The sequence below is a fragment of the Pseudomonas sp. C2.3V genome (assembly GCF_058536325.1).
Window position 1 is genome coordinate 4,050,381 of record NZ_JBZUBN010000001.1, and the last position, 15,735, is coordinate 4,066,115.

Below are 15,735 nucleotides of genomic sequence, written 5' to 3' on the forward strand. Positions count from 1 at the left end.
TCAGCCAAGCCTTACACTGGCAAACGTCGACTCTCCTTGCGCCTGACTGAGCGCGGCCAGGGCCGAGGATGTCGGGAGTAAGGCCAACTCCTGCGGAACCGGCACCAGCATCACAGGCTGCCCCATCGATACGCCCTGCCGCTCATCACGCGGGGGAATCCCAAAATACTCCCGGTAACACTTCGAGAAGTGCGGCGTGGAAACGAATCCGCATACCGATGCCACTTCGATGATGGACATGGTGGTCTGTTTGAGCAGCTGTCTGGCTCGAATCAGGCGCAGCTTCAGGTAATAGCGCGACGGCGAACAGTGCAGGTATTTCTGAAATAAGCGCTCCAGTTGGCGACGCGACACATTCACGTAGACGGCCAGCTCGTCGAGGTCAATGGGCTCCTCCAGGTTGGCCTCCATCAGCGCGACGATTTCCTGCAGCTTGGGTTGATTGGTGCCCAGCATATGTTTGAGCGGCACACGCTGATGATCCTGCTCGTTGCGGATACGTTCATAGATGAACATTTCAGAAATCGCGGCGCACAATTCGCGACCGTGCTCACGGCCGATCAGGTGCAGCATCATGTCCATGGGAGCCGTACCCCCCGATGACGTGAAGCGGTTACGGTCGATGGAGAATAGCCGCGTCGTCAGCGATACACGCGGGAAGGCTTCCTGCATGGAGGCCAGCATCTCCCAATGCACGCTGCACTCGTAACCATCGAGCAGTCCGGCCTTGGCCAGCGCCCAACTGCCCGTGCAGACAGCGCCCAGCTTGCGGCCCTGCCGTACCTGCGCCTGCAGCCAGCTCACATGTTCACGCATGACGCTTCGCTGAATGCCCACACCGCCACACACGATGACCATGTCCATGGCCGGTGCAGCCGCGACAGCACTGTCCGGAGTAATTTGCAGGCCGTCACTGGCCTGGACCGGACGGCCATCCAGGCTGAGCGTAGACCAGCGGAACAGCTCACGACCCGACAGCTGATTGGCCATCCGCAGTGGCTCTATCGCCGACGCCAGTGAGATTAGGGTGAAGTTGTCCAGCAGCAGGAACCCGATGGATTGCGGAACACGGTGTTGTGGCTGACTTTGATTTAATGACATTGGAACGCCCTCTTCACGCTAAGCCCGGTATGGCCTCATCGAGGCTCTTTTTATCGTCGTGAGTCGTGTCCAGCTGCTGACGGAATCACCCGTTGTCACGGGATGTAACACCGCCAGGCCGTATGACCTTGGATAGAGGCTTCGCAAATGTCATGCCTACCTTGAACAGCCATTCAATTAAAAAGAAAGAAGATGCTTGGCAAAGCGGTTCCGAGGCTGGTAGTGCCAAAGGCCATCAGTGACCGATGGGTCATGGCAGGCTGTGTCCGTGTGCAAATCCGTAGCAACTCGCAGAGCTGGCTTGTGTGGAAAAAGATTTCTACAGTAACAAAGGGCGGATCGAATTTTCGCTTTCTGCCAAGCAGTCCCCTGCACAAAGATGCGCCAAAAGGTGGCAAAGCTTTCCCGGCGTGTGCAAATTCAGTTCAGGCTCACTAATTACCCACGGATCGCATTGCGGTGCGCTCATCACTTAACGTGAAATCCCCCTCAAAAAGCATATCTATTCCTTTTAGGCCTCCCCGATAATCAATAAAAAGAACTATTAACTGTCCTATCGCCTACAGCCCCTATAGGCCATGGTCTGCATGTCTTTAGCCTGTACACGTAGAGGCAAAAACAGCGTTTGGGACATAACAGGCGCAGCAACAGGTTGCAACATTGTCGGCTGCCTGGATGTTGGGTAACCTGAATGACTGAGCATGGCGACCGGCCATCTCGCAAGACGCTATCTCTATTTCGAGCACGGCTTGCCGGCTCGATGAAACTGGATGAACCAGACAGCTTGGCTGCCATGGCTATTAAAACGATAAAACTACTCGGCACCGAACCGGGCACCTTCTCGCTTTACCTTTGCGCCAATTCCAGGGCAGAGGTCGCCGTCGCTTTCCCGTTAGAAACCGGAAATGTCCAGGCATGCTCCCTTGGTCACAGGGAAGCGCTCGCGCTTTGATGCGTGAAACCTGGGTTTATCAGGCAGGCCGCTCAGGTGCCCTGCCTCTTACCGGTAGACCCTCTCCCTCAATGAATGGATTCTCTCTCATTTGTGAGGTCACCCAGAAGGCAAAAGTCCCTACCTCTGGACCGCTTTCCGCCGTCTCAGGCACGGCTCTTTCCGGCCGCCCTGTTTCACCCGTTGTTTTAACGAACACTCCGATCATGAAATTGCCGCGGTCAGGGCCTGCCATACGGCACAACTGTGCTGGCTACGACGCCTCGACCTCTGGTTACGACGCCGCCTGCACTGGATGCGACGTGACTGGTAGGCGGTTGATGAACGATCGGTTACAGATAACCCATCACGCAGCGGAGTACATCGGCCTGACCCTTGCCGAACCACGCCCGTCTGCCACGATTTGTTGCCCTATGCCTTGTGCATGCGCGGCAGCATCAGGAAGGAGACATTCACCATGAAAGGTTGCAATGCGTTACTACTGGCCTTGAGCTTAGGCGCCCCGCTTCTGACCCAGGCGGCCGAGCCCGAATCCTGCGCCACCGTTCGCTTTGCCGATGTCGGCTGGACCGACATTACCGTCACTACCGCCGTAACGTCCGAAATCCTGCAGTCGCTGGGCTACAAGACCAAGACCAACATGATCTCCGTTCCTGTGACATACAAGTCGATGCAAAACAAGGATATCGATGTCTTTCTGGGTAACTGGATGCCGAGCATGGCGGCCGATATCAAGCCCTACAGCGACAACGGCAGTGTCGAAACCCTGCGCGCCAACCTCGAAGGGGCCAAATACACCCTGGCAGTCCCGGAATACGTGTACGACGCCGGCGTGAAGACCTTTGCCGATATCGTCAAGAATGCCGACAAATTCGGCGGCAAGATCTATGGCATCGAGCCGGGTAATGACGGCAATCGCCTGATTCAGAGCATGATCGACAAAAATGCGTTCGACCTGGGCAAGTTCAAGATGGTCGAGTCCAGCGAAGCGGGCATGCTCTCCCAGGTTCAGCGCGCCGAGCGTCGTAAGCAGTGGGTCGTCTTCCTGGGCTGGGAACCGCACCCCATGAATACCCGATTCAAGATGAAGTATCTGGAAGGCGGTGACGACTACTTCGGCCCCAACCTGGGCGGCGCCACGATTTACACCAATGTGCGTAAAGGCTACGTCCAGGAATGCCCGAATGTCGGCAAGCTGCTGACCAATCTGAACTTCTCGCTAGGCATGGAGAACCAGCTCATGGATGACGTACTCAATGGAGGTAAGACGCCGGAGGCCGCCGCAAAAGCGTGGCTGAAGGCAAATGCCCAGGTAGTGGACACCTGGCTGGCCGGGGTGACGACTCGAGACGGCAAGCCCGCCTCCGAAGTCATGGCCAAGCTCACGCAGTAACCACCCCAACGACCTGGACAGCCCGGCCGCTAAAGGCGGGCTATCCAGGTCGCTGGATTGTTGATACTCAACTCCAGGGATTTTATCTATGTTCCTTACCGACCATAAGCTCCCGCTGGGGCAAGCCATTTCCGATTTTGTCGACTGGCTGATCATGAACTTCTCGGGATTCTTTGACCTGATTTCCGATGCCCTTTCTACCGTCATCTCAAGCACCACGGGAGCCCTGCTCTGGTTCAACCCCCTGGCCCTGACCGCGATCCTTGTGGCGTTGGTCTACCTCATTCAACGCAGCCTTGCCCTCACGCTGTTTGCCGCCGCCTCGCTACTTCTGATCATTAACCTGGGATACTGGCAGGAGACCATTGAAACCCTGTCTCAAGTCATCTTCGCCACCCTTGTCTGTATCGCCATTGGCGTGCCGCTGGGTATCGTAGCGGCCCATAAACCCTGGTTCTTCGCCACATTGCGTCCGTTGCTGGACCTGATGCAGACCGTGCCGACGTTCGTATACCTGATCCCCACGCTGACCCTGTTCGGCTTGGGCGTCGTACCCGGCCTGATCTCTACCGTAATCTTTGCGATCGCCGCCCCGATCCGCCTGACGTGCCTGGGCATTCAGGACGTTCCGGAAGAACTCATGGATGCCGGTAAAGCCTTTGGCTGCTCCCGCTGGCAGCTCCTGACACGGATTGAGCTGCCCCATGCCATGCCCAGCATTGCCGCGGGTATCACGCAATGCATCATGCTGTCGCTCTCGATGGTGGTAATTGCCGCACTCGTAGGTGCCGACGGCCTCGGCAAGCCTGTGGTGAACGCTCTGAATACGGCGGATATCGCCCTAGGCTTTGAAGCGGGCCTGGCCATCGTACTGCTGGCCATTCTGCTCGACCGTGTCTGCAAGCAGCCCAATGCCAGAGGAGAACACTGATGAGCGCAATCCGTTTCGAGAATGTCGACGTCATCTTCGGCAAACAGACCAAACAGGCCGTCGAGCTGCTGGACAAAGGCCTTGGCCGATCCGAAATCTTCGAGCAGACCGGCCAGGTACTGGGCGTGGAAAATGCCTGCCTGGAAATCCAGAAAGGTGAAATCTGTGTCCTCATGGGGCTGTCCGGCTCAGGCAAGTCCAGCCTGCTGCGCTGCATCAACGGCCTTAACACAGTCAGCCGCGGTCGCCTGCTCATCGAGCACAATGGCAGCGAAGTGGACATCGCCAATTGCTCGCCCTCAACCCTGAAAGAAATGCGCACCTCCCGCATCGCCATGGTGTTCCAGAAATTTGCCCTTATGCCCTGGCTGACTGTTGCGGAGAATGTTGGGTTCGGCCTGGAAATGCAGGGCCGCTCCACGGCCGAGCGCAAGAAAATCATCGATGAAAAGCTGGAGCTGGTAGGTCTTACCCAGTGGCGCAACAGCAAGCCCTCTGCCCTTTCAGGCGGCATGCAGCAGCGCGTCGGTCTGGCCCGTGCCCTCGCCATGGACGCCGACATTCTCTTGATGGACGAACCTTTCTCCGCGCTCGATCCGCTAATACGCCAACAACTGCAGGACGAGCTGCTCGCCCTGCAGAGCAAGGTCAACAAGACCATCGTATTCGTCAGCCACGACCTAGATGAAGCGCTCAAGCTCGGCACCAATATCGCGATCATGAAAGACGGACGCATCATCCAGCATGGCAAGCCCGAAGACATCGTGCTCAATCCGGCAGACGACTACGTAAGAACCTTCGTAGCCCATACCAACCCGCTCAATGTGCTATGCGGTTACAGCCTCATGAAGCCAATCGAACAGTGCCGCCGCGAAGGCAATGAACTCTGCCTGGACAGCACCCGTGACTACTGGGCCAGCCTGAGCGATGCACGCAACGTCAAATCACTGCGGCGCAGCGGCGACAGTGTCAGCGTACAGCGCTGGGCGCCTGGCGAGCCGGTCGAAGCGCTCAAGCGTCAGCCTACCCTGGTCGACGCCAGTATCCGTATGCGCGATGCGCTGGAGATCCGTTACCACACCGGCAACAAGCTGATCCTTCAACAAAATGGCTGCGTGGTAGGTATTCTTGGAGATACCGAGCTGTATCATGCCCTCTTGGGTAAAAACCTGGAAAAAGGTCATGAGGAGTCCGAGGTGACTCCTCTACCCACCACCTTTTCCCAAGCAGGCTGACCCTTGATTTGCCGCTCGCCAGGGCGGCTTCAATCCTTCTGACATAAGCTTTTCGACTACTTTGGGCCTTGTACCTATAAGGCCCAAAGTCAGTCTACGCACGCCTTAAGGTTTTTATTGATTGATCGTTCAATTAAAAAACAGTAGACTGAAAATAACTCAGGTGATGCGTGAATGCGAGGAGATAACCGCAATGCCAAAAGTCGGCATGCAACCTATCCGTCGTTCCCAGCTGATTGCTGCCACGCTGGAAGCGGTTGACGAAGTCGGGATGAGCGAGGCGAGCATTGCCCTCATTGCCAAGAAGGCCGGTGTATCCAACGGGATCATCAGTCACTACTTCCAGGACAAGAACGGCCTGCTCGAAGCGACCATGCGCCATCTGATGTCAGCGTTGCGCACTGCGGTTCGCGAGCGTCGCGCCACGCTGACCGATAACAGCCCGCGCGCCCACCTGCGCGCCATTATCGAAGGCAACTTCGACGACAGTCAGGTTAACGGTCCGGCCATGAAGACCTGGCTGGCCTTCTGGGCCAGCAGCATGCATCAGCCGGCCCTGCACCGCCTGCAACGCATCAATGATGCACGGTTGTATTCGAACCTGTGCTGTGAATTCCACAAGGCGCTGCCTGCACAGGAAGCCCGCCGTGCCGCACGCGGCCTGGCCGCAATCATCGACGGCCTGTGGCTGCGCGGTGCCCTGGCAGGCGGTGAATTCGACATCGACGAAGCGCTGCGCATTGCCTTCGATTATCTAGACCAGCAGCTGGCCCGAGCGGCCGACTGAAAAGGGAGAGAATCATCATGACCCAGTTCGACACTCAAAAGCTCTACATCGGCGGCGGTTACGTCGATGCCACCAGCGGCAAAAACTTCCAGGCAATCAATCCGACCAATGGCGAGGTCATCGCCCACGTGCAGCAGGCCAGCCGGAAGGACGTTGATCGGGCCGTGGCCAGTGCTGCCGAGGGCCAAAAGGTCTGGGCCGCCATGACGGCCATGCAACGTTCCCGCATTCTGCGCAAGGCCGTGGATATCCTCCGTGAGCGTAACGATGAGCTCGCCGCCCTGGAGACCCTGGATACCGGCAAGCCGCTGACCGAAACCCAGGCCGTGGACATCGTGACCGGTGCCGACGTGCTTGAGTACTACGCTGGCCTGATCCCTGCACTGGAAGGCGAACAGATCCCGCTGCGCGATACCTCGTTTGTCTATACCCGCCGCGAGCCGCTGGGCGTGGTCGCAGGCATTGGCGCCTGGAACTATCCAATCCAGATTGCCCTGTGGAAATCCGCCCCAGCCCTGGCCGCCGGTAATGCCATGATTTTCAAGCCCAGCGAAGTCACTCCCCTGACGGCGCTCAAGCTGGCCGAGATCTATACCGAGGCAGGTGTGCCCGATGGCGTGTTCAATGTGCTAAACGGTGCTGGCGCCGAAGTAGGCGTAGCCCTGACCGAGCACCCGGGCATCGAGAAGATTTCCTTTACCGGCGGCGTGCCCACCGGTAAGAAGGTCATGGCCAGCGCTGCCGGCTCGACGCTCAAGGAAGTCACCATGGAGCTAGGCGGCAAGTCGCCGCTGATCATTTTCGATGACGCCGACCTCGACCGTGCGGCCGATATTGCCATGATGGCCAACTTTTTCAGTACCGGTCAGGTATGCACCAACGGCACCCGCGTCTTTGTGCCCAGCGCGCTCAAAGAACGTTTCGAGACCAAGATCCTGGAGCGTGTACAACGCGTTCGTCTGGGTGACCCGCAAGACCCAAAAACCAACTTCGGCCCGCTAGTCAGCACGGCACATATGGAAAACGTCCTGCGTTATATCGAGCATGGCCGCAGCGAAGGTGCGCGTTTGCTGTGTGGTGGTGAGCGTGTTACCACCGGCGAGTTCGCCAAAGGCTGCTACGTGGCCCCTACGGTCTTTACTGATTGCCGTGACGACATGACCATCGCCCGCGAAGAGATCTTTGGTCCGGTCATGAGCATTCTGGCGTACGACACCGAGGAGGAAGTAATCCGCCGCGCCAACGACACCGAATACGGTCTGGCGGCGGGTCTTGTGACCAAGGACCTCGCCCGTGCTCACCGTGTTATTCATCGCCTGGAAGCCGGTATCTGCTGGATCAATACCTGGGGCGAATCCCCGGCCGAGATGCCTGTCGGCGGTTACAAGCATTCCGGCGTAGGCCGCGAGAATGGCCTAGTCACCCTCGGCAACTACACCCGCATCAAGTCCGTACAAGTTGAGCTGGGCGACTACGCCTCGATCTTCTGAATCGCATCACCGTTACCCGTAGGGTGGGTCAGCCGACGCGCATGACCCACCGCTTTCGCGCGAGCCGCTGCGTCACGCAGCCAATCTCGACGCCCTTTACGGAGGAGTGCCACCATGGCTAAAGAATTCGATTACATCATCATCGGTGCCGGTTCTGCCGGTAACGTTCTGGCGACCCGTCTCACTGAAGACAAAGACGTCACCGTCCTGCTGCTGGAAGCCGGTGGCCCCGACTATCGCCTCGATTTTCGCACCCAAATGCCTGCCGCCCTGGCCTACCCGCTTCAGGGCACCCAGTACAACTGGGCTTACCAGACTGACCCCGAACCACACATGAACAACCGCCGGATGGAATGCGGCCGCGGCAAGGGCCTGGGTGGCTCTTCGCTGATCAACGGCATGTGCTACATCCGCGGTAACGCTATGGACTTCGATGGCTGGGCCAAGCTTGATGGTCTGGAGGACTGGGCATACCTCGATTGCCTGCCCTACTTCCGCAAAGCCGAGACACGTGACGTCGGCCCGAACGATTATCACGGCGGTGACGGTCCGGTATCCGTGACCACCTCCAAGCCCGGCGTGAATCCACTGTTTGAAGCCATGATCGAGGCAGGCGTACAGGCGGGTTACCCCCGTACGGAAGACCTCAATGGTTATCAACAGGAAGGCTTCGGTCCAATGGACCGTACCGTGACGCCCAATGGGCGACGTGCCAGCACCGCCCGTGGTTATCTGGATCAGGCAAAGGGTCGCCCCAACCTGACCATCATCACCCATGCCACCACGGACCGCATCCTATTCAGTGGCAAGCGCGCCATCGGTGTCGCTTTCCTGGAAGGCAACAGCAGCGATATCACCACCGTTCATGCCACCCGTGAAGTGCTTCTGTGTGCAGGCGCCATCGCTTCGCCACAAATTCTCCAGCGCTCCGGCGTAGGTGCAAGTGACCTGCTACGCCAGTTCGATATTCCCGTCGTGCACGATCTGCCCGGGGTTGGCCAAAACCTGCAGGACCACTTGGAGATGTACCTGCAGTACGAGTGCAAGCAGCCGGTCTCCCTGTATCCGGCGCTGAAATGGTACAACCAGCCCCAGATTGGTCTGGAATGGATGCTCAAGGGCACCGGCATCGGCGCCAGTAACCACTTCGAGGCAGGTGGCTTTATCCGCTCCAGCGATGAATTCGAGTGGCCGAATATCCAGTACCACTTCCTGCCGATCGCTATCAATTACAACGGCAGCAATGCCATCGAAGCCCACGGCTTCCAGGCTCATGTGGGCTCCATGCGCTCGCCGAGCCGGGGTCGCGTTCACCTGAAATCACGCGATCCGCGCCAGCATCCCAGCATCCTTTTCAACTATATGAGCACCGAGCAGGACTGGCAGGAATTCCGTGACAGCATTCGTCTCACCCGCGAGATCATGCACCAGCCAGCGCTCGATCCCTATCGCGGTCGCGAGCTGAATCCAGGCGCAGACTGCGTAACGGACGCCCAGCTGGATGAGTTCGTGCGCCAGCATGCCGAAACGGCCTACCACCCCTCCTGTACCAACAAGATGGGTACCGACGACATGGCTGTCGTCGACGGACAAGGCCGCGTACATGGCCTTGAAGGCCTGCGTGTGGTGGACGCATCGATCATGCCGCTGATCATTACTGGCAACCTCAACGCCACCACCATCATGATTGGCGAAAAGATTGCCGACCACATCCGCGGCCGTCAGCCCCTGGCCCGTAGCACCGCCTCCTATTACATGGCAAACGGCGCTCCGGTACGCCAAACACCGGCTCGAAGTGAAAAAAAAGAAAATAGAGCAAATTCACCGGTTTACAACTGATTTAGAATCGTTATAATGCGCCCATTGATGCCGGTATAGCTCAGCTGGTAGAGCAACTGACTTGTAATCAGTAGGTCCCGAGTTCGATTCTTGGTGCCGGCACCATCAAATTCAAAGGCTCGCAGAAATGCGGGCCTTTTTCTTTTGCGCTCAAAAAATTCTTACGCCAGAACGCTTGGTTTACCTCTTTGCAAACAGAGGCGAAACATTCTGTTGCATCTTAACAATGCTATACATCCATCTGTTGAAACCTCGACTCACTCCGGGACTCAGGACTATTGAGACAAGAGAAGAAGAGAGGTAAACGATGGCTAAGGCATTGATGAAGCTCCTGAAAGCACCTACCGACAGAGACGTATTCGACTGGTTAGGTGATATGGAAGGACGCTTCGAATAACAGCTCCTAGTCAGCGAGATGTTATTCAGCCCGCTGGGAGCAGGTCGCACGCAGGAATGGCCGCACCTCTCCCAATCAACCTCGCCTCCCCCTACTTCAGTCTCTTGATCAGCTTCACCGCCCGGCTCGCTTATACTGGCACCGCTTCGCTATCAAGCAGGCTCCAGAGCCGAACCTCGCCCGGTCGCGCGCTGGAAGGACATCTAACTTGAAAGGAAACCATTGTGGCAGCAGGTAGTTTTTTTGCACTTTTCGATGACATCGCCACGGTACTGGACGATGTCTCCGTCATGTCCAAGGTGGCTGCAAAAAAGACAGCCGGCGTATTGGGTGATGACCTTGCACTCAATGCGCAACAAGTAACTGGAATCAAGGCAGAGCGAGAGCTGCCTGTGGTCTGGGCCGTAGGAAAAGGCTCACTGATCAACAAGGCCATTCTGGTCCCCGCTGCGCTGCTCATCAGCGCCTTTGCACCGTGGCTGGTAACACCGCTCCTGATGCTAGGCGGTGCGTACCTCTGCTTCGAGGGTACAGAAAAGCTTGCGCATAAGTTTTTGCCTTCTCATGGTCACGATTCTTCAGAGCACGTAAAAGCTGTCGCTGATCCAAACATTGACCTTGTGGCCTATGAAAAGGAAAAGATCCGCGGAGCGGTTCGAACAGACTTCATTCTGAGCGCGGAAATCATTGCCATCACCCTGGGTATCGTGGCTGAAGCGTCACTCATGCAACAAGTCGTGGTCATGTCACTGATTGCCATAGCCATGACTATTGGCGTCTATGGATTGGTCGCCGGTATCGTAAAGCTGGATGATCTTGGGCTTTATCTATCCAAGCGCGGCGGCTCGGCTGTACAGGCAATCGGGCGAGGCCTTGTGAATGCGGCTCCGATGCTAATGAAGGGGCTATCCGTTGTCGGAACGATTGCCATGTTCATGGTAGGCGGTGGCATTCTGACCCATGGCATCCCGGCTCTTCATCATCTGATTGAAACCCTGGAACACGTGGCTGCAGGCGTACCGGCAATAGGCCCTGCTCTAGGAGTACTGACGCCTACGCTGTTCAATATTGTATTCGGCATCCTGGCCGGCGCAGTGGTCATGATAGTAGTCGGCATCGCCAGCAAGCTGCTTCGTCGTAAACCCTCCACCAGCCATTAAGCTCCGTCCTATCAAAAGGCAGGACAACGGTAAGCTCAGGTGACATAGCCACTTGAGCCTACCGTTAGCCTTCGCCATGAACTGCAAAGGCTGCGTTCATTTGTCGATGGCCGCCTAGCTTTATTGAAAGACTCAGCCCACGCCATTCCTCTTGATCTCGACTACGGCGGCTGCAAAGCCATGAAAAATGCCTGGATCCAGACTCAGCTACTGCCACAGCACAACGATATATAAACAACACTCGAAGCGTACGCCACCTCCATCATCACTCGCGCCCACAACGCATTAAGACCAGCCATAGTCATGACTCGGCGCCACACAGGCGTGGTGTCAGGAGCTGACAAGAGATACGGAGAGGAGGCCTTGGCAGGAATTGAAAAGACGGCTGGAAGGGGACAGCTGAAGTAATTTTCAATCCTATCCATACCTTATTTATGTCGCTTGCACAACGTTACTGTCCCCATCTCAAGAGGCTACTAGAGCTTATACTCAACCCTTGCGCAGCCTATCCAGAATCTTCTGAGTTTCCCGCTCTGCCTTGGCTTCGCTCGAAAGCTCTTTGGCCAGTATGCTCAATACCAGCATCAAATTGCCTCGCCCCTCCTCGCTCAACACGTCCCACTCCTCAATCAGGGTCTCGAAAAGCAAGGCGCCTGTCATCGAGGGGCTGAAATCAGGTAGATCACCTGAATCAATGGCTCGGGTAACAATAGCGATCAGCTCTTTTTCGTTCATCAACTGCTCTCATGATGTCTGAGTGAATCCGCTAGAGTCTAATAGACAGTTATCTAGACTCTAAAAAAGGCCGGCATAAGCAGGCCTTGATGTTGACACTAAGCTTACTCAGAAGCACTGGCCTCCACGGCGGAAGTCAACGCAAGCTTTTTGGCCGAGGCAATATCTGCCTTGCCGGAGCCTAGCTTGGGCAAGGTATCCACATGAATCCAGGTAGACGGCACCATGAGCGGATTATGACCTGCTTCAAGCATGCGCTTTTCCAGCGCACCAGTGTCCAGAGGCTGCTCGTGAAGAATCACAATACGTTCGCCTTTCTTGGCATCCGGCACATTGACAGCCATGACTTCGATTTCGGAGTTGTCGATCAGCTTGATGAGAGCCTGTTCAACAGAGCCCAGGCTGACCATCTCGCCCCCGATTTTCGCAAACCGTGAATACCGGTCCACGATGGTCAGGAAGCCATCCTCATCCAGTCTTCCCTTATCGCCCGTCACGTACCAACGTACACCATCAAGTTCATGAATGGCGCTGGCTGTCTTGGCAGGATTGTTCAGGTAGCCCTGCATGACCTGAGGGCCGCCGATAAGAATCATGCCTTCTTGGCCTGTAGGTAATTCTTCAAAGCTTTCTGGATCAACGATCTTGAGACTGGTACCAGGCAATGGCATCCCTACCGTGCCCTGTTTACCGCCGCACTGTACCTGCATATAAGCTACATCAATGGCGTCCGGCAGGTTGACCGAGGCGACAGGCGCCGTTTCAGTGGCACCGTAGCCCTCATAAATCTCCTTGTTGAATTTGAGTTTGAAGGACTCGCGGACATCATCACTGAGCTTTTCGGCCCCTGCGACGATGATGCGCAAGCTGTCCAGCATAAGCGGGTGCACCTTGCGGTTACGGGTAAAGAGCCGCAGGAAGGTGGATGTGCCGCACATGATAGTGGCACGATACGTCGTGACTGCCTTGGCAATGCCCATGACATCGGTCGGGTCCGCATGGCAGACCATTGGCAGTCCTTCGATCAATGGCAGGAACTGTGTAACCGTCAAACCAAACGCATGGAACAGCGGCAGCGAGGCCATGACAACGTCGTCATTCTCAGTATTGAGCACATCGGATGTCTGCTTCAGGTTCGCCATGATATTACGGTGACTGAGCATGACCCCCTTAGGCGCACCCTCACTGCCACTGGAGAACAGAATGGCCGCGGTTGCCTCAGGATTGTGCGCTCGACTGAGTAGCGGCCGCAGCATCCAGGCAGGCAACAGGCGGATCGCCAGCCAGGTTGCCGCAAGCTCGGTCTTGCTGAACTCCTGTCGCATATCTTCCAGATAGACAACACGGCGCCCTTCCAGTACAGCCTTGACCGGCAGCCCTCGCTGCTCGAGCTTTTCGACGAAACGTTTGGAGCTATAGACCGTTTGTATGCCGGCCTGCTCCAGTGCTGAGCGGAGGGCCTCCTGACTTGCCGTATAGTTGAGATTGACCAGCGTCTTGCCGGCCAGCAGGGTTGCCATATTAGCCAGCACACCACCGGCACTGGTCGGTAGCAACAGCCCCACGTTCTGCTCTGGGCTGAGTTTGGTGATACGACGCGCCATGGCACTGCTGGCGGCAAGCGCCTGAGCCGCCTTCATTGGCTTGCCGAGGCTGTCGGCAATCGCCAACTGCCCGCTGCGACGCTTAACGGTTTCGATCCAGGCATCGGCCAGGGTTGGCAGGTCTTCCATATAGATCTGCCAGGAGCGAATGGTCTGGTCGAATATCCGGCGCTTGAGAACATCGGCAGGCGTGTCTTTGGGCAAGGTCTTGCCAAAGGCGACGACTACAGAACGGTGCAACGGTGAGTCGCGCAGTTCCTTCAGCTTGCTGGATGAGCGCGAGAACTGACTACCCCACAACCCACGCAAATAGAACGGTACGATCAGTACATCTGCATTGGCCTTTTCACATGCGCGCTCATAGCCCTTCCGAAACTCACCCAGCTGACCGTTGCGGCTGATGGCTCCCTCGGGGAACAGGCAGACCACCTCGCCAGCATTGAGTAATTCTGCTACCTGATCCAACGCCTGGGCAGCACCGGCACCCGGCTGAATCGGAATACAGCCTAAAGACTTGAAGAACCACCGCATGAACCACAGGTTGTAGATGTCCTTGAGCATCACGAAGCGAACAGGCCGTGGGCAGGCAATCTGCACAATCGCCCAATCGACCCAACTGATGTGGTTACCCAGCAACAAGACGCCGCCCTGTGCGGGCAGATTTTGCAGGCCATGCACTTCCACCTTGTAATGACGGGTCATAAAAAAGCTGAGCAGAAAGCGGACCAGACTCTGCGGCAGCTTGCCTACGGTGTAAGCGCCACCTATCAACGCAACCAGAGCAATCAGGCCCAGCAGATAGCGACTATCGACGCCTACCAGTGCAAAAACTGCCGTCAGGATCAGAAAGCCCAGCATGGATAGATTCTGTATCCAGTTACTGGCGGCAAGTACTGTTCCCAATTCCTTTTCAGGTGCGTGGAATTGAATCAGCGCGTTGAGCGGTACGATGAACAGGCCGCCCATCACACCGATGAAAACAAAGTTGAGCGCATGAGAGAGCGGTGAATCCAACAACAGCAAACCGCCCAGCCCCACGGCGATACCCAACGCCCCCAGCGGAACAAGGCCAGTCTCGATGCGATTGCGCGACAGGCTGCTTGCCAACGCCGAACCCAGCGCAATGCCGATACCGCTGCAGGCCAGGATGCCCTGGACGACCAGAGTATTACTGACGCCCAGACTGTCCTTGGCGTAGGACGGAAAGGCTGCCAGCATGACCTGCCCAACTGACCAGAATGTTGCCAGCCCAACAATGGCTAGGCGAATAACCGATTGCGCCTTGACCGTTTGCAGGTTTGCTACAGCCGCACGACCATGGATGTAATCCTGCCAGTTAAAGGGTCGGCTGGAGGCGGGTACTTCCTTATCAGGCAAGCAGTACAACAGCGCCAGCTCAATCACGCTATTGATTACCAGCAGCCATCCGAGTGGGGCGATATCGCGCAGCATCTCGTCAGCGGTTTTCGACTCAGCAGAAAGGCTGCCTTCAAAAAGCGCGGTAAAGACAAACGTACCAGCCAATATCGCTACGATCGAAACAGCCTGAACCAGGCCATTGGCCTCAGCGAGCCGCGCCTTTCCAAACAAGGTCTTGATATAGCCGTACTTGGCTGGTGAGTAAAAAGTGGCCTGTACAGCAAGCAGCAGCGTCATGGCAAACGCTAGCCAGAACCAGCCGGCATAGTACGACCAGGTAATCAGTCCGGTAATCCCGACAGCCGCCCAGGCTGATAGCCGCATGACGGATAGCTTGCGAAAGGTATCCGCCACATAACCGGAAGGGCTGAATAAGAGAATGAAAGGCAGAAGCATCAGCCCATTGACCAAGGCAGTCAGCACAATCTGAGTAGAGCCGTCATAGATTTTAAAGACGGTATTTTGAATGATGATCTTATGGCCCAGATCGACGAATGCGTTCAGAAAGATCGCGATCAGATAAGGCCAGGCGCCCGATAGTCGGTGCAGTTTGTCCATAACAAGTCTCTGGAGCGGGATGGAAGTGCAGGCAGACTGCCGGGGCCCTTCAAAATCCACAACTAAAATGCAAAACGTAGCGTTAAGAAATGTCTTAGGTATTAATTTTCGATACTTTTGGCCGCTATTACCTT

General features: G+C 56.5%; 12 protein-coding genes and 1 tRNA gene. 9 read left to right on the forward strand and 4 right to left on the reverse strand.

The features are described 5' to 3' along the window. Positions 1–1,101, reverse strand: a complete 1,101-nt coding sequence (gbdR, locus tag AC4LF3_RS19130; protein ID WP_491836174.1) for a choline metabolism transcriptional regulator GbdR — start codon at positions 1,099–1,101, stop codon at positions 1–3. Positions 1,102–1,792: 691 nt separating this feature from the next. Between gbdR and AC4LF3_RS19135 the strand changes: the two genes are divergently transcribed. From AC4LF3_RS19135 to betB, 6 genes are all read left to right on the forward strand, one after another. Continuing rightward, positions 1,793–2,053 carry a hypothetical protein gene (locus AC4LF3_RS19135; RefSeq protein WP_074827218.1) on the forward strand — a complete coding sequence of 87 codons (261 nt, stop codon included), beginning with the start codon at positions 1,793–1,795 and terminating at the stop codon, positions 2,051–2,053. Positions 2,054–2,510: 457 nt separating this feature from the next. Beyond that, positions 2,511–3,446 carry a choline ABC transporter substrate-binding protein gene (locus tag AC4LF3_RS19140; protein ID WP_150348443.1) on the forward strand — a complete coding sequence of 312 codons (936 nt, stop codon included), beginning with the start codon at positions 2,511–2,513 and terminating at the stop codon, positions 3,444–3,446. Between the two features lie 88 nt (positions 3,447–3,534). Further along, positions 3,535–4,377 carry a choline ABC transporter permease subunit gene (gene choW / locus AC4LF3_RS19145; RefSeq protein ID WP_074827222.1) on the forward strand — a complete coding sequence of 281 codons (843 nt, stop codon included), beginning with the start codon at positions 3,535–3,537 and terminating at the stop codon, positions 4,375–4,377. Beyond that, positions 4,377–5,612, forward strand: coding sequence for a choline ABC transporter ATP-binding protein (gene choV, locus AC4LF3_RS19150; protein WP_288658660.1), 1,236 nt, complete (start codon positions 4,377–4,379; stop codon positions 5,610–5,612). The genes choW and choV overlap by 1 nt, the downstream gene beginning before the upstream one ends. A 193-nt stretch (positions 5,613–5,805) precedes the next feature. Then, a complete protein-coding gene (gene betI, locus AC4LF3_RS19155; RefSeq protein ID WP_010796214.1) occupies positions 5,806–6,399 on the forward strand; it encodes a transcriptional regulator BetI in 594 nt (197 codons plus the stop codon). Between the two features lie 17 nt (positions 6,400–6,416). Beyond that, positions 6,417–7,889: a betaine-aldehyde dehydrogenase gene (betB, locus tag AC4LF3_RS19160; protein WP_491836175.1), complete on the forward strand. Its 1,473-nt coding sequence runs from the start codon at positions 6,417–6,419 to the stop codon at positions 7,887–7,889. Here the strand turns inward: betB and AC4LF3_RS19165 are convergent. Continuing rightward, positions 7,871–8,005: a hypothetical protein gene (locus AC4LF3_RS19165; protein ID WP_256205514.1), complete on the reverse strand. Its 135-nt coding sequence runs from the start codon at positions 8,003–8,005 to the stop codon at positions 7,871–7,873. The genes betB and AC4LF3_RS19165 overlap by 19 nt on opposite strands. Between AC4LF3_RS19165 and betA the strand changes: the two genes are divergently transcribed. From betA to AC4LF3_RS19180, 3 genes are all read left to right on the forward strand, one after another. Further along, positions 8,004–9,728 (forward strand): choline dehydrogenase, encoded by a 1,725-nt coding sequence (gene betA, locus AC4LF3_RS19170; protein ID WP_491836176.1) that lies wholly within the window; start codon positions 8,004–8,006, stop codon positions 9,726–9,728. The genes AC4LF3_RS19165 and betA overlap by 2 nt on opposite strands. 29 nt (positions 9,729–9,757) lie before the next feature. Further along, positions 9,758–9,833 (forward strand) — tRNA-Thr (locus tag AC4LF3_RS19175). A gap of 516 nt (positions 9,834–10,349) precedes the next feature. Then, positions 10,350–11,285, forward strand: a complete 936-nt coding sequence (locus AC4LF3_RS19180; RefSeq protein WP_491836177.1) for a DUF808 domain-containing protein — start codon at positions 10,350–10,352, stop codon at positions 11,283–11,285. 489 nt (positions 11,286–11,774) lie between these two features. Here the strand turns inward: AC4LF3_RS19180 and AC4LF3_RS19185 are convergent, their stop codons facing one another. Beyond that, the gene (locus AC4LF3_RS19185; protein WP_010796219.1) at positions 11,775–12,020 is read right to left on the reverse strand and encodes a hypothetical protein; all 246 of its coding nucleotides are present in this window, start codon (positions 12,018–12,020) and stop codon (positions 11,775–11,777) included. Positions 12,021–12,124: 104 nt separating this feature from the next. Then, the gene (locus tag AC4LF3_RS19190; RefSeq protein ID WP_491836178.1) at positions 12,125–15,601 is read right to left on the reverse strand and encodes an acyl-[ACP]--phospholipid O-acyltransferase; all 3,477 of its coding nucleotides are present in this window, start codon (positions 15,599–15,601) and stop codon (positions 12,125–12,127) included. Between the last annotated feature and the right edge of the window lie 134 nt (positions 15,602–15,735).